The organism is Sodalis sp. C49, from assembly GCF_046352915.1.
GTDB lineage: Bacteria > Pseudomonadota > Gammaproteobacteria > Enterobacterales > Enterobacteriaceae > Acerihabitans.
This window is the reverse complement of sequence record NZ_CP163303.1, coordinates 2,036,506-2,059,602: the sequence shown is the minus strand read 5'-3', so window position 1 is coordinate 2,059,602 and position 23,097 is coordinate 2,036,506. Positions and strand designations below refer to the sequence as shown.

24 protein-coding genes and 1 riboswitch are annotated in these 23,097 nt (G+C 61.5%); of the genes, 18 read left to right on the top strand and 6 right to left on the bottom strand.

Annotated elements, in window-relative coordinates; genetic code table 11:
- Nucleotides 1-32: 32 nt before the first annotated feature.
- Nucleotides 33-2,042 carry an excinuclease ABC subunit UvrB gene (uvrB, locus tag ABUK12_RS09275; protein ID WP_410016003.1) on the top strand — a complete coding sequence of 670 codons (2,010 nt, stop codon included), beginning with the start codon at nt 33-35 and terminating at the stop codon, nt 2,040-2,042.
- Between the two features lie 14 nt (nt 2,043-2,056).
- Here the strand turns inward: uvrB and yvcK are convergent, their stop codons facing one another.
- Nucleotides 2,057-2,968: a uridine diphosphate-N-acetylglucosamine-binding protein YvcK gene (gene yvcK / locus ABUK12_RS09270; RefSeq protein WP_410016002.1), complete on the bottom strand. Its 912-nt coding sequence runs from the start codon at nt 2,966-2,968 to the stop codon at nt 2,057-2,059.
- A gap of 331 nt (nt 2,969-3,299) precedes the next feature.
- Nucleotides 3,300-3,440, top strand: a riboswitch (molybdenum cofactor riboswitch).
- Between yvcK and moaA the strand changes: the two genes are divergently transcribed.
- From moaA to ABUK12_RS09195, 15 genes are all read left to right on the top strand, one after another.
- Nucleotides 3,432-4,418 (top strand): GTP 3',8-cyclase MoaA, encoded by a 987-nt coding sequence (gene moaA, locus ABUK12_RS09265; RefSeq protein ID WP_410016001.1) that lies wholly within the window; start codon nt 3,432-3,434, stop codon nt 4,416-4,418. It overlaps the preceding riboswitch by 9 nt.
- Before the next feature lie 8 nt (nt 4,419-4,426).
- Nucleotides 4,427-4,909, top strand: a complete 483-nt coding sequence (gene moaC, locus ABUK12_RS09260; protein ID WP_410016000.1) for a cyclic pyranopterin monophosphate synthase MoaC — start codon at nt 4,427-4,429, stop codon at nt 4,907-4,909.
- Nucleotides 4,906-5,151, top strand: coding sequence for a molybdopterin synthase sulfur carrier subunit (gene moaD / locus ABUK12_RS09255; protein ID WP_410015999.1), 246 nt, complete (start codon nt 4,906-4,908; stop codon nt 5,149-5,151). Before moaC ends, moaD begins: the two co-directional genes overlap by 4 nt.
- 15 nt (nt 5,152-5,166) lie before the next feature.
- Entirely contained in the window at nt 5,167-5,628 is a 462-nt protein-coding gene (moaE, locus tag ABUK12_RS09250; protein WP_410016597.1) for a molybdopterin synthase catalytic subunit MoaE, read from the top strand.
- A gap of 125 nt (nt 5,629-5,753) precedes the next feature.
- Nucleotides 5,754-6,464 (top strand): Bax inhibitor-1 family protein, encoded by a 711-nt coding sequence (locus tag ABUK12_RS09245; RefSeq protein WP_410015998.1) that lies wholly within the window; start codon nt 5,754-5,756, stop codon nt 6,462-6,464.
- A gap of 353 nt (nt 6,465-6,817) precedes the next feature.
- The gene (locus ABUK12_RS09240) at nt 6,818-7,807 is read left to right on the top strand and encodes a D-cysteine desulfhydrase (RefSeq protein ID WP_410015997.1); all 990 of its coding nucleotides are present in this window, start codon (nt 6,818-6,820) and stop codon (nt 7,805-7,807) included.
- Nucleotides 7,808-7,937: 130 nt separating this feature from the next.
- A complete protein-coding gene (gene tcyN / locus ABUK12_RS09235; protein ID WP_410015996.1) occupies nt 7,938-8,693 on the top strand; it encodes an L-cystine ABC transporter ATP-binding protein TcyN in 756 nt (251 codons plus the stop codon).
- A gap of 237 nt (nt 8,694-8,930) precedes the next feature.
- Entirely contained in the window at nt 8,931-10,355 is a 1,425-nt protein-coding gene (rhlE, locus tag ABUK12_RS09230; RefSeq protein ID WP_410015995.1) for an ATP-dependent RNA helicase RhlE, read from the top strand.
- Between the two features lie 259 nt (nt 10,356-10,614).
- Nucleotides 10,615-11,571, top strand: a complete 957-nt coding sequence (gene dusC / locus ABUK12_RS09225; RefSeq protein WP_410015994.1) for a tRNA dihydrouridine(16) synthase DusC — start codon at nt 10,615-10,617, stop codon at nt 11,569-11,571.
- A 419-nt stretch (nt 11,572-11,990) separates the two neighbouring features.
- Nucleotides 11,991-12,656 (top strand): DUF1345 domain-containing protein, encoded by a 666-nt coding sequence (locus tag ABUK12_RS09220; RefSeq protein WP_410015993.1) that lies wholly within the window; start codon nt 11,991-11,993, stop codon nt 12,654-12,656.
- A gap of 160 nt (nt 12,657-12,816) precedes the next feature.
- Nucleotides 12,817-13,689 carry a carbohydrate ABC transporter permease gene (locus tag ABUK12_RS09215; protein ID WP_410015992.1) on the top strand — a complete coding sequence of 291 codons (873 nt, stop codon included), beginning with the start codon at nt 12,817-12,819 and terminating at the stop codon, nt 13,687-13,689.
- Complete coding sequence (locus ABUK12_RS09210; protein ID WP_410015991.1) at nt 13,679-14,509, top strand: carbohydrate ABC transporter permease; 831 nt, start codon at nt 13,679-13,681, stop codon at nt 14,507-14,509. Before ABUK12_RS09215 ends, ABUK12_RS09210 begins: the two co-directional genes overlap by 11 nt.
- A 10-nt stretch (nt 14,510-14,519) precedes the next feature.
- Nucleotides 14,520-15,344, top strand: a complete 825-nt coding sequence (locus tag ABUK12_RS09205; protein ID WP_410015990.1) for a phosphodiesterase — start codon at nt 14,520-14,522, stop codon at nt 15,342-15,344.
- Nucleotides 15,344-16,411, top strand: coding sequence for an ABC transporter ATP-binding protein (locus ABUK12_RS09200; RefSeq protein WP_410015989.1), 1,068 nt, complete (start codon nt 15,344-15,346; stop codon nt 16,409-16,411). Before ABUK12_RS09205 ends, ABUK12_RS09200 begins: the two co-directional genes overlap by 1 nt.
- Complete coding sequence (locus ABUK12_RS09195; protein WP_410015988.1) at nt 16,412-17,722, top strand: ABC transporter substrate-binding protein; 1,311 nt, start codon at nt 16,412-16,414, stop codon at nt 17,720-17,722.
- A 26-nt stretch (nt 17,723-17,748) separates the two neighbouring features.
- On the opposite strand, the gene ABUK12_RS09190 is transcribed toward ABUK12_RS09195, so the two are convergent.
- Entirely contained in the window at nt 17,749-18,372 is a 624-nt protein-coding gene (locus ABUK12_RS09190; protein WP_410015987.1) for a glutathione S-transferase family protein, read from the bottom strand.
- A gap of 167 nt (nt 18,373-18,539) precedes the next feature.
- Here ABUK12_RS09190 and ABUK12_RS09185 point away from each other — a divergent pair, with 167 nt between their 5' ends.
- The gene (locus ABUK12_RS09185) at nt 18,540-19,097 is read left to right on the top strand and encodes an isochorismatase family protein (protein ID WP_410015986.1); all 558 of its coding nucleotides are present in this window, start codon (nt 18,540-18,542) and stop codon (nt 19,095-19,097) included.
- A gap of 60 nt (nt 19,098-19,157) precedes the next feature.
- Nucleotides 19,158-19,859 (top strand): DJ-1/PfpI family protein, encoded by a 702-nt coding sequence (locus ABUK12_RS09180; RefSeq protein ID WP_410016596.1) that lies wholly within the window; start codon nt 19,158-19,160, stop codon nt 19,857-19,859.
- A 67-nt stretch (nt 19,860-19,926) separates the two neighbouring features.
- Here ABUK12_RS09180 and ABUK12_RS09175 read toward each other — a convergent pair whose 3' ends face one another.
- The 4 genes from ABUK12_RS09175 to ABUK12_RS09160 all read right to left on the bottom strand — a co-directional run bounded on the left by ABUK12_RS09175 (nt 19,927) and on the right by ABUK12_RS09160 (nt 23,096).
- Complete coding sequence (locus tag ABUK12_RS09175; RefSeq protein WP_410015985.1) at nt 19,927-20,502, bottom strand: TetR/AcrR family transcriptional regulator; 576 nt, start codon at nt 20,500-20,502, stop codon at nt 19,927-19,929.
- Nucleotides 20,503-20,964, bottom strand: coding sequence for a DUF1348 family protein (locus ABUK12_RS09170; protein ID WP_410015984.1), 462 nt, complete (start codon nt 20,962-20,964; stop codon nt 20,503-20,505).
- A 132-nt stretch (nt 20,965-21,096) separates the two neighbouring features.
- Nucleotides 21,097-21,384: a YjcB family protein gene (locus ABUK12_RS09165; protein WP_410015983.1), complete on the bottom strand. Its 288-nt coding sequence runs from the start codon at nt 21,382-21,384 to the stop codon at nt 21,097-21,099.
- Nucleotides 21,385-21,494: 110 nt separating this feature from the next.
- The gene (locus ABUK12_RS09160; RefSeq protein ID WP_410015982.1) at nt 21,495-23,096 is read right to left on the bottom strand and encodes an efflux transporter outer membrane subunit; all 1,602 of its coding nucleotides are present in this window, start codon (nt 23,094-23,096) and stop codon (nt 21,495-21,497) included.
- Nucleotide 23,097: the final 1 nt, after the last annotated feature.

The following is a 23,097-nucleotide window of genomic DNA, read 5'->3' as shown; positions in this document are numbered from 1 at the left end:
AAACATGTTCCTCAGCAGGTAGCCCACGAGATATGAGTAAAGCGTTTAAACTGCAGTCAAGTTTCAAGCCGTCCGGCGATCAGCCGGAGGCGATACGTCGTCTGGAGGAAGGCTTGCTGGACGGCCTGGCCCATCAAACGCTGCTGGGGGTAACCGGTTCAGGCAAAACCTTTACCGTGGCCAATGTGATTGCCGATCTGAACCGGCCCACCATGGTGCTGGCGCCCAACAAGACGCTGGCCGCCCAGCTGTATGGGGAAATGAAGGCGTTTTTCCCGGATAACGCGGTGGAATACTTTGTTTCCTATTACGACTATTACCAGCCGGAAGCCTACGTGCCCAGTTCGGATACCTTTATCGAGAAAGACGCCTCGGTGAACGAGCATATCGAGCAGATGCGCTTATCCGCCACCAAGGCCCTGCTGGAGCGGCGCGATGTGATTGTGGTGGCGTCGGTTTCCGCCATCTACGGCCTCGGCGATCCGGACGCCTATCTCAAGATGATGCTGCATCTGACGCGCGGCATGATTATCGATCAGCGCTCTATCCTGCGCCGTTTGTCGGAACTGCAATACACCCGCAACGATCAGGCGTTTCAGCGCGGCACGTTCCGCGTGCGCGGCGAAGTCATCGATATCTTCCCGGCGGAATCCGATGAAGTAGCGCTGCGGGTGGAGCTGTTTGACGACGAAGTCGAGCGCCTGTCGCTGTTTGATCCGCTGACCGGCCAGGTGGATCAGGTGGTTCCGCGCTACACCATCTATCCGAAGACCCACTATGTCACGCCGCGCGAACGCTTGCTGCAGGCGATGGAAGATATCAAGGTCGAACTGGCGGATCGCCGCAAGAACCTGCTGGAAAATAATAAGCTGCTAGAAGAGCAGCGCCTGTCGCAGCGCACGCAGTTTGATTTGGAAATGATGAACGAGCTGGGTTATTGCTCCGGGATTGAAAACTACTCACGCTTTCTTTCCGGACGCGGGCCGGGCGAGCCGCCGCCCACGCTGTTCGATTACCTGCCCGCCGACGGGCTTTTGATCGTTGATGAATCCCATGTCACGATACCGCAAATCGGCGGCATGTACCGCGGCGACCGCGCCCGTAAGGAAACCCTGGTGGAGTATGGCTTTCGGCTGCCCTCCGCCCTGGATAACCGGCCGATGAAATTTGAGGAATTCGCCGCGCTGGCGCCCCAGACCATTTATGTCTCGGCGACGCCGGGCAAATATGAACTGGAAATGTGCGGGGGCGACGTGGTCGATCAGCTGGTGCGGCCGACCGGCCTGCTCGATCCGCTGATCGAAGTGCGCCCTGTCACCACCCAGGTGGACGATCTGCTCTCCGAGATCCGTAAACGGGTCTTGATCAACGAGCGGGTACTGGTCACCACCCTGACGAAACGCATGGCGGAAGATTTAACCGAATATCTTGAGGAGCACGGCGAGCGCGTGCGTTATCTGCATTCGGATATCGAAACCGTGGAGCGCGTCGAGATTATCCGCGACTTACGCCTGGGCGAATTTGACGTGCTGGTGGGCATCAACCTGCTGCGCGAAGGGCTCGATATGCCGGAAGTCTCCCTGGTGGCCATCCTGGACGCCGACAAAGAGGGATTCCTGCGCTCTGAGCGCTCGCTTATCCAGACCATTGGCCGCGCCGCGCGCAACCTTAACGGCAAAGCGATCCTGTACGGCGATAAAATTACCCCGTCCATGGCCCGCGCCATTGATGAAACCGAGCGCAGGCGCGTCAAGCAGCACGCCTATAACCAGGAACACGGCATTATTCCCCAGGCGCTCAATAAATCGGTGGCGGATATTATGGAGTTGGGCCAGTCGCCGGCCCACGCCAAGCAGAAAAAACGCAAGGCAATGGAAGCGGCGGCCCATTACGGCGACATGACGCCCAAGGCGCTGGACAAAAAAATCACCGAGCTGGAAGCAAAAATGCAGGCGCACGCGCAAAATCTGGAGTTCGAGGAAGCGGCCAGCGTGCGCGACGAAATCCACGCGCTGCGCGAGCATTTTATCGCCATATCCTGATCGGCCGCGCCGGCTCAGCCCAGCGTCTGCAGGGCGTGGTCCAGCGCCGCGCGCAGCAGAAGACGGTCGTGATGATGGGGCACGTCCGCGGCGGCCAGGGGCTGGCGGATCAGGAGACGATCGCGGATGCCGCCGGTATCGGCGGACGGGCCCGTGACCAGGGCGGCGATTATTGGTTGCCGGCCGATGGCCTGCTCCATCATGACCAGTTTCTGCTGCAGGCTCATGTTCGCCGCGGCCAGGCTCAGTTCCCGCCCCAGGTTATCGATAAAGACCATGGGCGCCTGGGTCCGGCGCAGCGCCTGGGCTAAATCGGGCAGCAGCAGCAGCGGCATCAGGCTGGTCAGAAAGCTGCCCGGACCTATCAGGATAAGATCCGCCGCCGCAATAGCCTGCAACGCCTCGCGGGTAGCGCTGACCTGCGGGGTAAGCCGCAGGCTGGCGGGGAGTTCGGCCAGCCTGTCCACCGCCATTTCGCCATGGATGGTTTCCCCCGCGCCGGTGATCGCCAGCAGGTCCACCGCCTGCTCCGACATGGGGATTAGCAGGGCGTCCACCTTGAGCATATTGCGGATCAGGTTGATGGCTTCCAGCGGGCGCACGCTCAGGTTATCCAGCGCTTTCAGCATCAGGTTGCCAAGGTTATGGCCGGCCAGTTCACCCTGGCCGTTAAAACGGTATTCAAACATCGCCGCCGCGATGCTGGGTTCTGAAATCAATTGATTGAGGCAATTGCGGGTGTCGCCCCAGGCGATGCCGCCCTCTGACTGGCGTATCCGCCCGGTGGAACCGCCATTGTCGGTGGTGGTGACAATGCCGGTCAGGCGCGACCCCAGCGGGGAAAGGGCGGACATCACCCTGCCGAGGCCATGTCCGCCGCCCAGTGCCACCACCCGATCGAGATCCGCCAGGGTGCGATTACGCATACCTCTCCTTGCAACCACGTGATAAAACCCCGGCGCCCGCAGGCCAGGTACGCCGCACGCCATGGCCGGTGGTAAGCGCGCCGGCGCCGGGCGGGGTTCTTGTTATGCTAACCATAGCCGATGGCGCGGCAAAAGCGAAATGCCGGCGCCAGATACGGGTTGCGGCTCGCACTATCATGATATTGCCAGGGTCATGACGGGGAGAAAGGCGAATGATTTCAACGCTATATATTTGTTTATATAGCGAAATTTCTCCTTGCGGCCATAGCGTCCAGTAACAATTAGGGCTAGAATAATTTTCAACCAGGTTTTACCGCGCTGATGACGGCGTCGGGAAGGCCAACTCCTAGCCTTTACGCCTAAGTGGCTCCTGCGAGCGATATGGCGTTCAGGCCGTGGCGACAGCCACCAGGGTGCAGGATAGAAATGTCCGCATCTCCCGTATTTGGAAAGGTGTTTAACGGTGCCAGAACTTATCGATGCGTTTGCGCGCAAGTTTTACTATTTGCGCCTGTCCGTCACGGACGTCTGCAACTTTCGTTGTACCTATTGTTTGCCCGACGGCTACCGTCCCAACGGCAATACCAATAAAAGTTTCCTGTCGCTGGATGAAATCCGGCGCGTCACCCAGGCCTTCGCCGAACTGGGCACGGAAAAAGTGCGCCTGACCGGCGGCGAGCCGTCGCTGCGGCGAGATTTCCGCGATATCATCGCCGCCGTGCGTTCCCATCCGCAAATCCATACCCTGGCGGTTACCACTAATGGCTATCGGCTCGAGCGCGATATCGCCGGCTGGCGCGACGCCGGACTGACGGCGCTGAACGTTAGCGTCGACAGCCTGGACCCGCGCCAGTTCAGGCTTATCACCGGCCAGGACAAGTTCCGCCAGGTGATGGCCGGCATCGATGCCGCCTTTGCCGCCGGCTTCAGTAAGGTCAAGGTCAATACCGTGCTGATGCGCAACGTCAACGATATCCATCTTGACAGTTTTCTCGCCTGGATAAAAACCCGGCCCATCCAATTACGGTTTATTGAACTGATGGAAACCGGCGACGGCGGCGAGTTGTTCCGCACCCGCCATGTGTCCGGCGACACAATTCGCCGGCGGCTGGAGCCGATGGGCTGGGAACTTCAGCCGCGCGGACGCAGCGACGGCCCGGCGCTGGTGTTCCGCCATCCGGATTACGAGGGCGAGATCGGCCTTATCATGCCTTATGCCAAGGATTTCTGCGCCAGCTGCAACCGCCTGCGGGTATCCGCCGTCGGCGATCTCCATCTTTGCCTGTTCGGCGAGGACGGCATTCCGCTGCGCGACCTGCTGGGGGACGATCGGGGGCTAGACAGGCTCAAAGATCGTATTTCGGGCGGCCTGCGGCTGAAGAAGCAGACCCATTTCCTGCATGAGGGCAATACCGGCGGTACCCGCAATTTGTCATTTATCGGCGGTTAAGGAAGAGTATGTCATCATTTACCCATATTAACGCCAGCGGCGAAGCCCACATGGTGGATGTCTCCGCCAAGGCCGAGACGCTGCGCGAAGCCCGCGCCGAGGCGTTTGTCACCATGTCCGCGGAAACGCTGGCCATGATCGTCGATGGCCAGCATCATAAAGGCGATGTCTTCGCCACCGCGCGTATCGCCGGCATCCAGGCCGCCAAACGCACCTGGGAACTGATTCCGCTTTGCCATCCGCTGGCGCTCAGCAAGGTCGAGGTCCACCTGACGGCGGAAACCGCCCGCCACCGGGTGCGCATCGAAACCCTCTGTCGCCTGACCGGCAAGACCGGCGTGGAGATGGAAGCATTGACCGCCGCCTCGGTGGCGGCGCTGACTATTTACGATATGTGCAAAGCGGCGCAGAAGGATATGGTTATCGGGCCGGTCAGGCTGCTGGCGAAAAGCGGCGGCAAATCCGGCGTTTTCACGGCGGAGGCATTATGATAACCGTGCTGTTTTTCGCCCAGGTGCGGGAGCGGGTGGGGGTCGACAGCCTGCGGCTTGATGATGACTACGGAAGCGTTGAGGCGCTGCGCCTGTCGCTTATGGCGCGCGGCGACCGTTGGGCGCAGGCCCTGGACGCCGACCAATTGCTGACGGCGGTAAACCAGGCGCTGGTCCCGCGTGAGCATCCGCTGGCCAGTGGCGATGAAGTGGCGTTCTTCCCGCCAGTGACCGGGGGCTGAGCCGCTATGGATGAGATGACAGACACCCGTATCAGCGTCGGCCCGCAGTCCTTTGATATGGCGCGGGAGTACGCCTGGCTGGCGGACTGCGCTGACGACGGCGCGGTGGTGACCTTTACCGGCAAGGTACGCAACCGCAACCTGGGCGACGAGGTCAGCACCCTGACCCTCGAACACTACCCCGGTATGACTGAAAAGGCCTTGGCGGAAATCGTGGCGGAGGCCCGGCAACGCTTTGCGCTGCGGCGCGTCACGGTCATCCACCGGGTCGGCGCGCTGGCCACCGGCGAGCAGATCGTGCTGGTCGGCGTCAGCGGCGCCCATCGCGGGGCGGCGTTCGCCGCCGCCGAATTTATCATGGATTACCTGAAAACCCGCGCGCCGTTCTGGAAACGTGAAACCACCGACCAGGGCAGCCGCTGGGTGGATGCGCGCGACAGCGATCGCCAGGCCGCTGACCGGTGGCAGGCCTCCTGAAGAGAACCTCGCACCGGTGATTTTGCGCCGGGCCTTTGATTCGGCCCCCGGTTTTTGTGGTATGCTGTTTTCAGGTGGGTCGCCTTCGCGGCCTGTGTTTTCCGTTTACGTTAAAGGTGACAGTCATGGACCGATTTCCCCGTTCCCAAGGTTCGATAGTTGAACGCGCTGATGCCGGCATCCAGCCTTTTATGGCCCAGGTTTATGGCTGGATGACGTGCGGATTATTATTAACCGCCTTTGTTTCCTGGTACGCCGCCCGCACGCCGGCGGTGCTGAACCTGGTGTTTTCCAGCCAGATCACCTTCTTTGGCCTGATTATCGCCCAGCTGGCGCTGGTGTTCGTGATCTCCGGCATGGTCAACCGCCTCAGCGGCACGGTGGCCACCGGGCTGTTTATGCTCTACTCCGCCCTGACCGGGCTGACGCTGGCGAGTATCTTTATCGTTTATACCGCCTCGTCCATCGCCGGCACCTTTGTGGTGGCGGGGGGCATGTTCGGCGTGATGTCTATCTATGGTTACACCACTAAGCGTGATTTAAGCGGTTTCGGCAGCATGCTGTTTATGGCGCTGATCGGCATCGTGCTGGCGTCGGTGGTCAATATCTGGCTGAAGAGCACCGCGCTGATGTGGGCGGTGACCTATATCGGCGTGCTGGTGTTTGTCGGTTTGACCGCCTACGACACCCAGAAGCTGAAAAACATGGGCGCCCAGCTTTCCATCGAAGACAAGGATCAGTACCGTAAATATTCCATTGTCGGCGCGCTGACCCTGTATCTGGATTTCATCAACCTGTTCCTGATGCTGCTGCGTATTTTTGGCAACCGCCGGTAAGACTGGCCGACCGGGCGCCCCATGGCGCGCCAGGCACGGATCACCGATGCTGCATAAGGCATGTTAAAGGGAGAACATGCCAATGGGGTTGAATCGGGCGTGGTTTTCCCGCCCGACCGAGCGCCCCATGGCACGGCATGCCCGCCAACGCCGCGCTTAAAGCAGACGTGTTAAGGGAGAGCGTGCCAATGGGGTCGAATCGGGCGTGGTTTTCCCGCCCGACCGAGCGCCCCATGGCGCGGTATGCCCGCCAGCACCGCGCTTAAAGCAGACGTGTTAAAGGGAGAGCACCCCATGGCACGGCATGCCCGCCGCCACCGACTTAAAAACGATCCTGTTAAAGGAAGCCGAAAATGGATCTATCCCTGCAGCTTGCCAACTTTCACCGCCTCGATCTCATCGGTCCGCCCACCCCCCTTGAATTCCTCCCGCGCTTATCCGAGCACCTGGGACAGGAAATCTACATCAAGCGCGATGACGTGACGCCCCTGGCCATGGGCGGCAATAAACTGCGCAAGCTGGAATTTCTCGCCGCCGACGCCCTGCGCCAGGGGGCCGATACGCTGTTGACCGCCGGGGCCATTCAATCCAACCACGTACGGCAAACGGCGGCGGTGGCGGCTAAGCTCGGCCTGCACTGCGTCGCGCTGCTGGAGAACCCGATCGGCACCCAGGCGGAAAATTATCTTACCAACGGCAACCGCCTGCTGCTGGATCTGTTCGACGTCGAGGTGATAATGTGCGACGCCCTGGACGAACCGGATCGGCAACTGGCCGATACCGCCGAACGCCTGGAAGCGCAAGGGTTCCGCCCCTATGTGGTGCCGGTGGGCGGCTCCAATGTACTGGGCGCGCTCGGCTATGTCGGCTGCGCGCTGGAAATAGCCCATCAGTGCGCCGGCCAGCTCGCCCCCGGTTATGTCGTCACCGCCTCGGGCAGCGGCGGCACCCATGCCGGACTGGCGCTGGGCCTGCAGGCGCTGATGCCGGAAACCCGGCTTATCGGCGTAACGGTTTCCAGGACCGACGCGCAGCAGCGTCCGAAAGTGGCCGCCTTGCAGCGGCAATTGGCCGACGCGCTGGAATTCACCGCGCCGCTGGCGCCCATCCATCTTTGGGATGACTATTTCGCGCCCGGATACGGGGCGCCGAACGATGAAGGGCTGGCGGCCGTCAAGCTGCTGGCCAGGCTGGAAGGGATGTTGCTCGACCCGGTCTATACCGGCAAAGCCATGGCCGGGCTTATCGACGCCATCGACCAAAAACGCATCGGCCCGGAGCCGGTGATATTTATCCATACCGGCGGCGCGCCGGCGCTGTTTGCCTATCATCCCGGCGTATAAATGCCGTTGCCGCGCCCGCGGCGGCGTTTGCCTGATGCGGCCGGCGCGCGCTCATGATAATCTGCGCCCTGGGTTTTAAACAGTCGCCCCGCGGGGATAGTGACACGCGCTGATACGATCGGGAGTCGTAATGAGTACTATTGAAGTCAAGCAGCTGGTCAAGACCTTTAACGGCCAACGGGTGCTGAACGGCATCGACCTGTCAGTGAATACCGGCGACGTGCTGGCCATTGTCGGCCCCAGCGGCTCCGGCAAGACCACCCTGCTGCGCAGCATCAATTTACTCGAGGAGCCGGACAGCGGCACCATCCAGGTCGGGTCGATCGTCATTGACGGCGCCAGGCCGCTCAGCGCGCAAAAACGCCAAATCCGCGCCTTGCGCCAGCAGGTGGGCTTTGTCTTCCAAAGCTTTAATCTGTTTCCCCACCGTACGGTGCTGGAGAACATTATCGAAGGACCGGTGGTCGTCAAGGGCGAGCCGCGCGCCGAGGCTATCGAACGCGCCCGGGAACTGCTGGCCAAGGTGGGTCTGAGCGGCAAGGAAGACGCTTATCCCAAGCGCCTCTCCGGCGGCCAGCAGCAGCGGGTGGCCATTGCGCGCGCGCTGGCCATGCGCCCCGAGGTGATCCTGTTTGACGAACCCACCTCGGCGCTGGATCCCGAACTGGTGGGCGAAGTGCTGAACACCATCCGCGCGCTGGCGGAAGAAAAACGCACCATGATTATCGTTACCCATGAAATGAGCTTTGCCCGCGATGTGGCCGACCGGGCGATATTCATGGACCACGGCGTTATCACCGAACAGGGGCCGGCCAAGGCGATTTTTACCCATCCCGAGCACGAGCGAACCAAACAATTCCTGGATAAGTTTATTAATGCCCATTAATGTTTAGAGCATTTTTCTCTGGTTTTTCAGCAACAAAAGCCATGCGGGACGCCGGCTGGGCGGGGTAGATTACAGTTATTTACCTGATACCCATCCCATTTTGCCGGTAATTTTGCTACAATCCGTTCAATAGTTTTTGTCCGTTCACCATGGTAAGGCTTTGCCTCCCATCTGATTATCCCCCTGAGCGCAGACTGGACAGGCGACGTCGGGGCGGATCTGGAGTTTTTCATTATTATGTCATTTGAATCACTTGGCCTAAGTGCCGAGATTTTGCGTGCGTTATCCGAGAAGGGCTATGACAAGCCGACTCCGGTACAATCCCAGGCTATCCCGTTTGTGCTGCAAGGCCGCGATATCATGGCCAGCGCACAGACCGGCACCGGTAAAACCGCCGCGTTTACCCTGCCTATTCTGCAACTGCTGACCCAGCAGAGCCCGGCGGTGAAAGGTCGCCGTCCGGTACGGGCGTTGATCCTGACCCCGACTCGCGAGCTGGCCGCGCAGATTGGCGAAAATGTCGTTGAATACAGCGCCCATCTTTCCATCCGTTCGCTGGTGGTCTTCGGCGGCGTGAGCATTAACCCGCAGATGATGAAGCTGCGCGGCGGCGTCGATGTGCTGGTCGCCACCCCCGGCCGTCTGCTGGATCTGGCGCAGCAGCGTGCCGTCGATCTGTCCAGCGTGGAAATTCTGGTGCTGGACGAAGCCGACCGTATGCTGGACATGGGCTTTATCCACGATATTCGCCGCGTCATGAAACTGCTGCCGGCGAAAAAACAGAGCCTGATGTTTTCGGCCACTTTCTCCGATGACATCAAGGTGCTGGCCAATACCCTGCTCAGCAATCCGGCCGCGGTTGCCGTCGCACGCGACAATATCACCGCCGACCAGATTGAACAGCGTGTCCACCTGGTGGACAAAAAGCGCAAACACGAGCTGCTGTCTTATATGATTGGCAAGCACGACTGGCGTCAGGTGCTGGTATTTACCAAGACCAAGCATGGCGCCAATAAACTGGCGGAAGCGCTGAATAAAGACGGCATCACTTCGGCGGCGATCCATGGCAATAAAAGCCAGGGCGCACGTACCCGCGCCCTGGCCGATTTCAAAGCCGGCCAGGTGCGCGTGCTGGTGGCCACCGATATCGCCGCGCGCGGCCTGGATATCGATCTGCTGCCCCATGTCGTCAACTATGAGCTGCCGCTGATTGCCGAAGACTATGTGCACCGCATCGGCCGTACCGGCCGCGCCGCCGCCACCGGCGAGGCGCTGTCGCTGGTCTGCGTTGATGAACTCGGCCTGCTGCGCGATATCGAACGCCTGCTGAAAAAACCGATCCAGCGCATCGCGGTGCCCGGCTATGAGCCGGATCCGACCATTAAGGCCGAGCCGCTGCAAACCGGCCGCGGCAGCCGTTCCGGCGGACCGTCCCGTGGCGGCGCTTCCCGCGGTGGCCCGTCGTCCAGTAACGGCGGCGGCGCCCGCGACAGCGGCAACAGCGCGCGCGAAGGCGGAGCCCGCGAGGGTCGTCCGCCCCAGCGCCGCCGTACAGGCGAAGGCGCCTCGCAGCCGGGACGTGGCGCCGCGCCGCGCCGCCCGGCCGGCGGTTCCTCCGCTTACGCGGGTTCAGGCGCACGCGACAGCCGCGGCAAGAAATAAGCCGCGCCCCCTGGCCTGAAGCCCTGGTTTGACCCAGGGTTGCAGGCGGATGCTGGCGCCGCTTACCCGCGTTGGGCATCCGGTCATGCGACCGGCGGTATCCGCCCCGTATTTACCCCTGACACCCGATCAGCAGACCGCCCGCGCAAGCGCGGCGGTTTTTTTATAGGCGCCATTTGCCGCCGGGCAGGGCGGTAAAAGCGTTGATTTTGCCACCCCTCATCACCTACTATGGCGCTTCTTTCCGGCCGGGTACTTTATGCGCGTATTATTGGCACCGATGGAAGGCGTTCTCGATTCGCTGGTGCGGGAACTGCTTTGCGAGGTTAACGATTACGATCTCTGCATCACCGAATTTTTGCGGGTGGTGGACAGCCTGCTGCCGGTCAAATCCTTTTATCGCCTCTGTCCGGAACTGCATCATGCCAGCCGGACGCCCGACGGTACCCCGGTGCGGGTTCAGCTATTGGGTCAATATCCCGAATGGCTGGCGGAAAACGCCTGGCGCGCGGTGCAGCTCGGCTCGCTGGGCGTGGATCTCAACTGCGGCTGTCCCTCCAAGACCGTAAACGGCAGCGGCGGCGGGGCCTCGCTGCTGAAAGATCCCGAGCTTATCTACCGGGGCGCCAAGGCCATGCGCGCCGCCGTACCGGCCCACCTGCCGGTGACGGTAAAAATCCGCCTGGGGTGGGATACCCCGCACCGCAGCATGGAAATTGCCGACGCGGTCCAGCAGGCGGGCGCCACTGAACTGGTGGTCCACGGCCGGACCAAAGAGGACGGTTACAAAGCGGAATGCATCGACTGGCCGGCGATTGCGGCAATCCGCCGGCGTTTAACCATCCCGGTGATCGCCAACGGTGAAATCCGCGACGGGAAAAGCGCCAGCGACTGCCTGGCGGTAACCGGCTGCGACGCGGTGATGTTGGGTCGCGGCGCGCTAAGCCTGCCGAACCTGAGCCGGGTAATAAAATATCGTGAACCCAGGATGCCGTGGCCGGACGTGGTTGATCTGCTGCAAAAATATGTGCGCCAGGAAAAGCAGGGCGACACCGGCCTGTACCATGTGGCGCGCATCAAGCAATGGCTGGGTTTCCTGCGTCAGGAGTATGACGAGGCCGTCACCCTGTTTGGCGACATCAGGGTTTTAAAAACCTCCGCGGACATCGCCCGGGTGATTGGCCGCCAGACGCAAGCCGGGAGCCGCCGCGCGTAACCATGCCGCCACCGCCGGGCAACCGCCGCCATATGCATTTTTTCCCTTCAACAAGCCAACGTGTTGCTATGGTTATACAGGGTGTTAATCGGGGTTAAACCGGCTTTGCCGCCGGCATGGCGCGCGGGTCCGTTTGGCGGCGCCAGGCCCGCCGCGCTAGGCTATCCCGCGCCGGACCGATTTCTATCCGGACACGGGACGTTAATCAGGCCCGCGCCCGGGACGCTAACGGCATGACGTCGGCCGCACCCTCCTTCGCACGGCCCTATCCGGCGTTAAAGGAACTATATTACCGGCGGTTCCTTGTCTTTTTCACCGGCAGGCTCTATTTTACGCTCATCCCCGCCGTGCCGGGTGCCCGGGGCCCTTGCCGCGGGCCAGCCGGTTATCGCCACGTTTACTAAGGTCCGGCCAGACACATGCGTTTTCTCCATCCCGTTAAGCACTATTTTACCGCGCGGCCCCGGCTGCTGATCGCCATCGCCGCCGGCGTGATCTGCTACTGGTGCCTGCCCGCGCAGTTTTCCACGCTGCTGCGCCTGATGATCAGCTGGAACGCCCTCGCCTGGCTGTATTTAGTATTCCTGTGGTGGGAGATGATGCGCGCCGGGCCGGAGGATATGCACGCCATCGCCTTGCGCCAGGACGAAAGCGCCAGCACGGTGCTGGCGTTGGTGACCTTGACCTGTATGGTCAGCGTACTGGTGATTCTGCTGGAGCTGAGCACGGTGAAACAGCTTTCGGGTTCGGTGAAAGCCTGGCATTTGATCCTGACCGGCGTGACGCTGGTGGTCTCCTGGGCGCTGCTGCCCACGGCGTTTGCCATGCACTATGCCCATCTGTTCTACCGCGATCGGGATGTTGCTGAAGTGCCGTTGCTGTTTCCCAAAGACCCGGCAAAACCGCTGTACTGGGATTTTCTCTATTTCTCGTTCACCATCGCCGTCGCCTCGCAGACCGCGGATATCGCCACCGGCACCACCGAGGCGCGCAAGGCGGCGCTGCTGCAATCGGTCATCTCTTTTATCTTCAACCTCGCCATCCTCGGCCTGTCGATAAACGTCGGCGCCGGCCTGCTGGGATAGTCTTGCGTCCATCGCCTGGCGCCTGCGGCGCCGCCCCGGCATCGTAGCGCGGTAGCTTCCGCGGCCGGGGATCTTGATTCCGTCATCTCATTGTCTTAAAACTGTCAAGCATGGTCCTTAGCATAGGGGCCACTTGCTGAAGCTGTGCAGAAGTCTATTTATGTTAAAACGCCTGTTTCCCTATTTGCTGCTCGCGCCCACCCTGATATTTTTAGCCGGCTTCACCTATTTTCCCCTGTTGCGCTCGCTGGTGGATAGCCTGTATGACTCGCGGCTTGCCACCGATAACCCGCCCTTTGTCGGCCTGGATAATTTTGTCCGCCTGTTCCAGGACCGGGTGTTCTGGCTCTCGGTCGGCAATAATCTGCTCTATATCCTGGTGACGGTGGTGCCCAGCGTGATCCTGGCGCTGTCGCTGGCGGTCTGGCTGGCGCGCAATACCCGGTTCAACCGGCTGCTGCGCGCGGCGTTTTTTTTCCCCACCATTATCCCGCTGGTCAGCGCCGCTACGCTTTGGACCTTTATCTTTATTCCCAACCTGGGCCTGCTGGACTATTACCTGGCTAAGGTTGCCGGCCCCATGGGCATTAATTACCTCGGCATGGGCAATAGCGCGCTGTTTGCCCTGGCGCTGGTCGGCATCTGGAAATTTGCCGGCTATTATATGCTGTTTTTCCTGGCCGCTCTGCAAGGCCTGCCCGCGTCGCCGCGCGAGGCGGCGCTGATGGAAGGGGCGTCGGAACGCCAGATATTCTGGTACATCCAGCTGCCGCTGCTCAGGCCGACGCTTAACTTTGTCATCATTATCGCGCTGGTGTATTCCATTACCCAAATCGATCATGTGGCCATCATGACCCAGGGCGGACCCAATCACGCCAGCTCGGTGCTGTTGTATTACATCCAGGATCTGGCCAACAACAGCCATGATTTCGGCAAAGCCTCGGCCGCTACCTTTTTTACCGTGGTGGCGCTGTTTGTGATTTCCATCCTGAATCTGCGCACCCTGGAAAAAGGGGTGCACTATGAGCGCTAACCCGTCGTTTCCGCTGCGAACCTTATCCCTGCTGCTGGCGTGCGCCGCTTTCCTGTGGCTGTCGCCCCTGCTGTGGATGTTTTCCGCCGCCATCAGCCCGGACAGTTTTTCATCCGCGATGGCCTCGCTGGTGCCGCGCCGGCCGCTGACGCTGGCCACGCTTGCCGGGGCCTGGGACAGCGCCGACTGGCTGCGGCTGTATGCCAATACGCTGATTTTCGCGCTGGGGACCTTCCTGGTACAGCTGGTCACCATCACCACCGCCGGATATGTGTTCGCCTACCATGAATTCCGCGGTAAAACCCTGCTGTTTTACCTGCTGTTGATCCAGCTGATGATCATGCCGGTGATGCTGATGGTGCCCAATATGATGACCCTGCACCAGCTTGGCCTGCTCAACACCCTGACCGGCGCCATGATGCCGTACTTCGCGTCGGCCTTCGGCGTCTTCCTGATGCGCCAGGCCTTTCTGAATATTCCGCGCGAACTGGAGGATGCGGCCCTGATGGAAGGCAGCCGCTGGTGGCAGGTGGTGCTGTATGTGCTGCTGCCCATGACCCGTCCCGCGCTGATGGCGTTTGCCGCCGTGACCATTACCTATCATTGGAACGAATTTCTCTGGCCGCTGATGGTGCTTAACGATCCCGATAAGCAGGTGCTTACCGTGGGGCTGGCGTCTTTTGCCATGGGGGCGGAATCCGGCGGGCAGTGGGGCATGATCAGCGCCGGTTCGCTGATGGTCTGCCTGCCGCTGATGGTGGCGTTTATCTTATGCCAAAAGCACTTTCTCAGTGGTTTTGGTTTTTCCGGTATTAAATAAGGGGATAGCGATGTATCTCGCCCAATTGTCCGACATGCATTTCCGCAGCCGGGGCGCCCGGCTGTATGATTTTATCGATGTTAACGCCATGAACGCGGAAATCATCAACCGGGTCAACGCCCTCGCGGAACGTCCCGACGCGGTCATCATTACCGGCGATATGGTCAACTGCGGCGAACCCGCTGAATATCGCCTGGCGCGCCATATCCTCGGCCAGCTTGACTATCCGCTGTATCTGATCCCCGGCAACCATGACAATAAGGCCTTGTTTCTGGACGCCTTCAGCGAACTGTGCCCGCGGCTGGGCCACGATCCGGACAATATGGCCTATGAAGTCGATGAGTTCCCGGTGCGTCTGCTGTTTATCGATACATCGGTGGCCGGGGCGTCCTGGGGGCACCTGAGCGATTTTACCCTCGACTGGCTGGAAAAGAGGCTTTCCCGCGACGATAAGGAAAGCTATGTGTTTATGCACCACCCGCCGGTGGCGTTCGGCTCGGCGCAGATGGATCCCATCGCCTGCCGCAACGGCGAGGCGCTGCTGGCCCTGATAGAACGGTTTCCGCAGCTGACCCGGGTATTCTGCGGCCATGTCCACCGGATGATCGCCACCCAATTTCGCCAGGCGCTGATTTGTTCCGCGCCCGCCACCGTGCACCAGGTGCCCTATATGCATACCGATCCGCGTCCGCTTTACAGCCTGGAGCCGGGAGCCATGATGATGCATAACCTGGTGCCGGGCGTCGGCCTGGTGACCAGCTACCATTCCCTGGCCAATTACGCCGGTCCCTGGCTCTACGACTCGCGCATCAGTTGTCCGGGCGAGGGTTTCTGATGTCGGCCATTGTCGTCCAAGGCTTAGGAAAAAAATTTGGCGGGACCGATGTTCTGCGGGATATCGATCTGGAGATCAGGGACGGGGAGTTTCTGGTGCTGGTGGGACCGTCCGGCTGCGGCAAAAGCACGCTGCTGCGCCTGCTGGCCGGGCTGGATAGCGCCACCAGCGGGCAGATTCTGCTGGATGGCGTGGATATCAGCGCGCGTCCGCCCCGGGAGCGTAACTTTTCGCTGATCTTCCAGAATTACGCCCTGTTTCCCCATCTGACCGTCCGGGACAATATTCTGTTCGGCATGAAAATGCGCGGCGAGCCGAAGGCGCAGTTCCCGCAGCGGGTCGAGAAGGTCGCCGGGCTGCTGCAACTGCAGGCGTTGCTGGATCGCAAGCCGGCGCAGCTGTCGGGCGGCCAGCGCCAGCGAGTGGCCATGGCCCGGGCCATCGTGCGCGAGCCGGCGCTGTTCCTGATGGACGAGCCGTTGTCCAATCTTGACGCCAAGCTGCGCGGCGAAGTGCGCGACGGCATCATGGCGCTGCACCATACCCTGAAAACCAGCACCGTCTATGTGACCCACGACCAGATCGAGGCCATGACCATGGCCGACCGGATCGCGGTGCTCAACGACGGGCGACTGCAGCAGACGGGCACGCCCGAGGCGCTCTACCGGCAGCCGGCCAATATGTTCGTGGCCGGCTTTATCGGTACGCCGGCGATGAACATCCTGCGCCTTCCTGTGCATGACCAGCAGGTCTGGCTGATGGGGCAATCGATTGCCCGGCTGCCGGACTATGGTGAAGACGCAGTGTTTTTCGGTATCCGGCCGGAGCATTTGACGGAACACCCGCAGGAACCGGGTGCGGCGCTGCGGGGCCGGGTGCTGCGGCGCGAACTGCACGGCGCGGAATACCTTATCACGCTGGATACCCCGGCGGGGCGGGTGCAGTACCGTCGGGAAAACCGCGGCGCGGTTGCCGCCGTAGGCCAGGACCTGACCCTCTCTTTTTCGTCCCGCGACAGCTATCTGTTCGCGGTGTCGAGCCAACGCAATTTATTACAGGAGCAGTAAATGAAAAGATATGGCTGGCTAGTGATGCTGACCGGCATGGCGTTAAGCCATGGAGCGCTGGCGAAAGACACCATTGATTTTATGTTCCCGGCGCCGGTGGACGGCAAGCTGACCACCGAGATGACCCGCGTCATCAGGGAATACAATCAGTCGCAGGATCAGGTGGAGGTACGCGGTATTTTTACCGGCAACTACGACACCACCAAAATGAAGGCCGAATCGGCGGCCAAGGCCGGTTCGCCGCCGGCGCTGGTGATTATGTCGGCCAATTTTACCGTCGATCTGGCGCTGAAAAATGAAATCCTGCCGATGGACGAATTGTTTAAATTTGCGCCGCAAAAGCAGTCGGCCACCGACTTCCTGCAAAAAAACTTCTTCCCGGCGGTACAACAAAACGCCCAGGTGATGGGCCAGACTTACGCCATTCCCTTCCACAACTCCACGCCGATTCTGTATTACAACAAGGACATGTTTGCCAGGGCGGGCATCAGCCATCCGCCGCGCGACTGGGCGGAACTGGTGGCGGATGCCAAAAAGCTGACCGATAAAAATACCGGGCAGTGGGGCATCATGATCCCTTCCACCAACGATGATTACGGCGGCTGGATGCTCTCGGCGCTGACCCACGCCAACGGCGGTAATTTTAATAATGCCGCCTATCCGGGCGAAGTGTATTACAACAGCGCCAGCACGCGCGGGGCGTTGCAGTTCTGGCAGAACCTGGTGTATCGCGATGAGGTGATGCCGGCGGGAGTATTGAATTCCAAACAGATAGGCGCCGCGTTTTTCTCCGGCAAGCTGGGCATGGCGCTGCTCAGCACCGGGGCGCTGGGGTATATGCGGGAAAACAGCCGCGATTTCACCCTGGAGGTCGCGATGCTGCCGGCCAAGGAGCGGCAGGCGGTAATTATCGGCGGTGCCAGCCTGGTCAGTTTCAAAGGTATCAGTGAAGCGCAGAAAGAGGCGGCCTACCGGTTTATGACCTACCTGGTCAGCCCGGAGGTCAACGGCGCCTGGAGCCGTTTTACCGGTTATTTCGCCCCGCGCATGGCGGCCTACGACACGCCGGAAATGAAAGCGTACCTGGCCCAGGACCCGCGCGCGGCGGTGGCGTTGCAGCAGCTGCAATACGCGTATCCCTGGTATGCCACCTATGAGACCGTGGCGGTGCGCCAGGCCATCGAAAACCAGCTGGCATCGCTGGTGACCGACAAATCGCGCAAGGTGGACGACGCGGCGCGCGATGCCCAGCAGGAGGCGGACGGGCTGATGAAACCCTATGTGGATCAAACGGCGCTGAAACTGCCGTAAGCACTTTATATTTCAGCGCGCGCCGCTTACGGCATCCCGTTGCGGCCATGGGCCAGATAGCCCGGACGCTGGCTGAGCCGTTCATAATAAGCGTTGACGGCGGGCAGTTCCGGATGGGTGATGGGGGTGGAGAACCAGCGGTTCACCGACAGGCCGATGGGAATATCCGCCAGCGTAAAGGCGTCTCCCGCCACGTAAGCGCCGGTGGCGGCCAACTGCCGGTCGAGGATGGTCATCGTCCCCGACCAGGCGGCGATCGACCCGGCAATGCGCTGCGCGTCGTTATGCGTGGCGAAGCGTTTTACCAGGGCGGTGAAGGCGTAGCTCCAGGACGGGTTGAGTTCGGCGGCCTGCCAGTCGATCCACTGATCCACCCGCGCCCGGCTTTTCGGCGGCGCCGGATATAACGCCTCGCCCCGGTAGGCCCGGGCCAGATAGCGGATAATGGTATTGGACTCCCACAACACAAAATCCCCGTCCAGGATGACCGGCACCATGGCATTGGGATTTAACGCCAGAAAAGCCGGGTCATGGGGATCTTTAAATCCGCTCCCCCAGTCTTCCCGTTCAAAATCGATACCCAGTTCCACGCAGGTCCATAAGACCTTGCGCACGTTAATGGAAGTTGACTTGCCCAGAATTTTCAGCATAGATGTCCTTCTAGTCGCCACGGTGCCGGTGAGATCGATATGGCATAATGGCATTGTTTTTCGCCAGATTAAATAGCCCGCTCGCGCCATGCCTATCCCGTCGTCCGGCGGGTTGGCGCATTTCCCCGTCGTGCGCGGCGCCTGAACTTGCAGCATAAGAGGGTAATATGACCACGGCATTACTGATTATTGATATGCAAAACCATATTCTCCACGGGCTGGCCGATGCGGCTCGCCAGCCGCTGCTCGATCGGCGGTTAGGCGAGGTGGCGCAGCGGCTGGCGGCATTGCAGCTGCGGGCGCGCGCCGCCGGGGCGCCGGTTATCCTGGTGCAGCACGACGGCGACGGCGATCACCGGCTGGCGCGGGGCGGGGAAGGGTGGCGCATCCGTGCGGACCTGGGGCCTGCGCCCGGGGATATCGTGGTGCATAAGCGCAGCTGCGATTCCTTTTATGCCACCGATCTGGCCGATTGTTTGCAGCGCCTGGGCGTCACGCGCCTGGTGGCGGGGGGATGCATGACGCAGTTTTGCGTCGATACCACCGTACGCCGCGCGGTTTCCCTGGGGTATGACGTGGTCCTGGCCGGCGACGGCCATACCACCGCGGACAGCGGCACCCTCGGCTTTGCACAGATCATCGCCCATCATAATGCCCTGCTGGACGGATTTAACGCCGGGCCGCATAGCGTCAGCGTACGCCCGGCCGGCGAAATTGAGTTTTAAGGCGGTAGTCGTCCCGCGCCAGGCCTATTGATAACAGGTTACCGTCATGAGGAAAGAATGATGCAGCAGTCCTTGATTATCGTCATGCCGCTTTACCCCGGCGTTACCCAGCTGGATTTCACCGGCCCGCACCAGTTCTTTTCCCGTCTGCCGGATACCCGGGTGATTGCCGCCTCGACGGCCGGCCGGCCGGTAAGCGCCGACGGCCTGGTATTTTCCGGCCTGGCCGATCTGGCGGCTATCGCGCGGTGCGATATCCTCTGCGTGCCGGGCGGCGCTGGCAGTACCGAGATGATAGCGGACCCGGTGTTTATGGCCGATATCCGCCGGCTGGCCGGCGGCGCCCGCTATATCACCTCGGTGTGTACCGGGTCGCTGATCCTGGGCGCTGCGGGGCTGCTGGTGGGTAAACGCGCCGCCTGCCACTGGGCCTGGCGTGATCTGTTAACGCTGTTCGGCGCCATACCCGACGCGGGCCGCGTGGTGCAGGACGGTAATATCATCACCGGCGGCGGCGTAACCGCGGGCATGGATTTTGCGCTGGCGGTGATTAACCAGGTCTTCGACCAGGCGACCGCCGAGGCTATCCAGCTGGGACTGGAATACGCGCCGGCGCCGCCGTTTAACGCCGGCCGGCCGGAAACCGCCCCCGGATCGGTGCGGGAACCGGTGGCGGCGCGTATCGCCGCCACTGTGGCGACGCGTCAACCCGTGGTTGCAGCAGCGGCCCGCGCCATGTTCGCCGCCCGGGACGGAAAATAACCGCCCGCAGGCGGCCATGCCGCGCGGCGGACAGGTCCGATCCGCCGTGCCGGCACGCAAGACGGCATCAAGGATGGTGAAAGGGTATGGCGAGCATAAGCCGTGCCCGCAGCCGCCGCGTGCCGCGGATAAACAGATCGGTGTCATTCATGGCTCGCGCCAGCGTTAACGCGCCCTGGATACCGGCGACGGTGTCCTCGGCCAGTTCGCCCGCCGCCGGAACTGCGACGCCGGCCCGTTGCAACGCCTGTTGCAGCGCGCTTATCCAGTGGTGGAAATACACGCCGATAGCATGGCCAAATCGATCGCGCGTGCCGTCCAGGGCAAAGGCCCCCATCAGGCAGATGCGCTGTCCGGACAGGAAATACGCATCCACCGCCCGCCACATGCCGTCAAGCGCGTCCGGCGCGTTATCCCGCGCCAGCGGCTGGAAAATGTGGCGGTGAAACCACGCCTCGACCTGGGTGAGCACCGCCGCCGCCATGGCGTCTTTGCCGCCGGGAAAAAAGTGGTACAGGCTGCCTTTGCCCAGGCCGGTGCGTTCGGTGATACGGCTCAGGGACGCGCCCTCGAAGCCGCATTCACGGAAAACGTCGGCTATTTGCGCTACCAGCGCCGCGCTATCCGCGTTGTGGTCGGTCATCTAGAGGCCAAAGTCGGACAGACCGGGGTGATCATCCGGGCGCCGTCCCAGCGGCCAGTGAAACTTGCGGTCGCCGTCGGCGATGGGCAGATCGTTGATACAGGCAAAACGGCGGGCCATTAACCCCGCGGCATCGAACTCCCAGTTTTCGTTGCCATAGGAGCGAAACCAGTTGCCGCTGTCGTCATGCCATTCATAGGCAAAACGCACCGCAATGCGCGCGCCGGTAAACGCCCACAGTTCCTTAATCAGCCGATAATCCAGTTCTTTAGCCCATTTACGCGTCAGGAACGCCACCACCTCGTCGCGGCCGGTGACGATTTCCGCGCGATTGCGCCATTGCGTATCAAGGGTATACACCTGCGATACGCGCTGCGGGTCGCGGCTGTTCCAGCCGTCCTCCGCCATACGGACTTTAGCGGCGGCGGTGTCAGGGGTAAAGGGAGGGACCAGGTTTGCCATGATGGATGCCTTGTCAGGAGAACGGGAATCCTGACTGTACCAATCGGTACAGCGCCGGGCAAGCTATTTTTGTGGCGCGGGCAGGGAGCGGTCAGCGCTACTACCCCGCCCGGGGACGGCCGGCGGAGACGGTCAGTTTACCTGCCATTCCGGCGGCGTATGGGAAACCACATACGTGGCGATATCTTTCAGGTTATCCCAGGCTTCGCGCCAGGAGACCATTTCAACCGACAGCGTGATACCCAGCAGTCCGGTGACAAACCAGCAGGCCATGCTGATGCCGACGCCGCTGAAAATAAACGCCAGCGCATTGTGGCTGCTTTTACGGCAAAAGACATTTAACGTGCTGGCGAAAAACATCATCACCGCGCTGAGCAATTCCCAGCGCATCATCACGAAGCCTGCGGCAAGAGTACCCATGACAACCCACCCCCCATTTGTAAGATGGTGTAATTTTCTCCTGTTTGGTTGCATTGCGCTACAAAAATATGTGATCCAAGACACATTTTTAGGCCGATTTGTGCTTGCGCCTAAGATTGTGGCGATTTATTAGTCAATTGCACCGGCGCGTTTCCCGACTCCGCCGGACCAAAAACCGGGTAGTCGGGCAGCGTCATATTCTGATACGGCTCCCAGCCGCCGCCGAGCGCTTTATATAACGCCACCAGATCTGTGCCGGTCTGCACCCGCGCGCTGGCCGCCTGCTGCCGGGCCTGCGCCAGCTGCCGCTGGGCGTCCAGCACGTTGATAAAAGTGCTGATGCCCTGGCGATAGCTGGCGCTGGCGAGATCGAAGGCATTCTGCAACGAGGCGGCCGTTTGCTCCAGCCCCTCGACCCGCTGCCGATCGGTGCGGTAGCTGACCAGGGCATTTTCCACATCCTGCAGGGCGGTCAACACTGCCTGGCGATAGGCAAGCGCTTCATTGGCCTGCTGTACGCGCGACAGTTTCACGCTGGCCACCAGCCGGCCGCCCTGGAATATCGGCAGGGAAACCTGGGGACCAAAGCTGTAAAAATGGCTGCTCCAGTGGGTGAGGTAGTCCGCATCGGTATTGCGCATCCCGAACTGCCCGGTCAATGACAGATCGGGAAACAACTGCGCCACCGAAACCCCGATATTGGCGGTGGCCGCATGCAGGTTGGCTTCCGCCTGGCGGATATCCGGCCGCCGGCGCGCCAGCGTCGATGGCACGCCCACCGGCACCGCCGCGGGAACCGCCGGCAGGGGTTTGACGGGCGCCAGCTCGTGATCCAGGGTGCCGGGAGGCTGGCCCAGCAGCACCGCCAGGCCGTTCATGGCCTGGCGCTGCTGCGCTTCATACTGGGGCAGTTGCGCCCGCAGCGAACCAAGCTGGGCGTTGGCGTTTTCCACGTCATACTGCGGGGCCAGGCCGTGCTGCTGCTGGCTGCGCGTCAGTTCCGCCGATTGCTGGGCCACCGCAATTTGTGTTTCCAGGGTAGCGGCCACGCTCTGCGCGCCGCGCAACTGCAGGTAAGTCCGCGCCACCTCCGCCTCCAGCGAGACCAGCGCGTCGTTGCGTCCCTCGACCGCGGCCTGGGTTTGGGCGTTCGCCGCCTCCACCGAGCGACGTACCCGGCCCCACAGATCAATTTCCCAGCTGGCGTCGAAACTGCCCTGGTAAAGATTGACCGGCCTGAACAGGCTATCCAGCCCTGAGGCAATCTCCGGGCTGGTATTTTCATCGCTGAGGTTGACGCCGGAGGATTCAAGTTCACCCTTCAGGCCCAACTGCTGCCGGGTAGCCTTGGCGCTGGCGTTTACCGCGGGCAAACCGGCCGCCCCCGCCTGCACGCTTTGTTCACGCGCGCCGGCGATGCGCAGCACCGCCTGTTGCAGCGAAAGGTTGCCGGCGATGGCGCGCGCGATCAGGCTGTCGAGCTGCGGATCGTTGAAACTGCGCCACCAGGACGGGTCCGGCTGCGACGCCAGCGTGACCGCGGCGCCGGATTTATCGCCGGCCGGCGCAAAGGCGGCGGGGGTGACGGGATGGGGCGGCTGATAGTCCGGTCCTACCGCGCAGGCGGCCAGGACGAACGGCGCCACGCCGAGACTGAAACGCCCTATCAATGAGCGATGCCGCCGCCGGGCGGCCAGGAAACAAACCGGCATA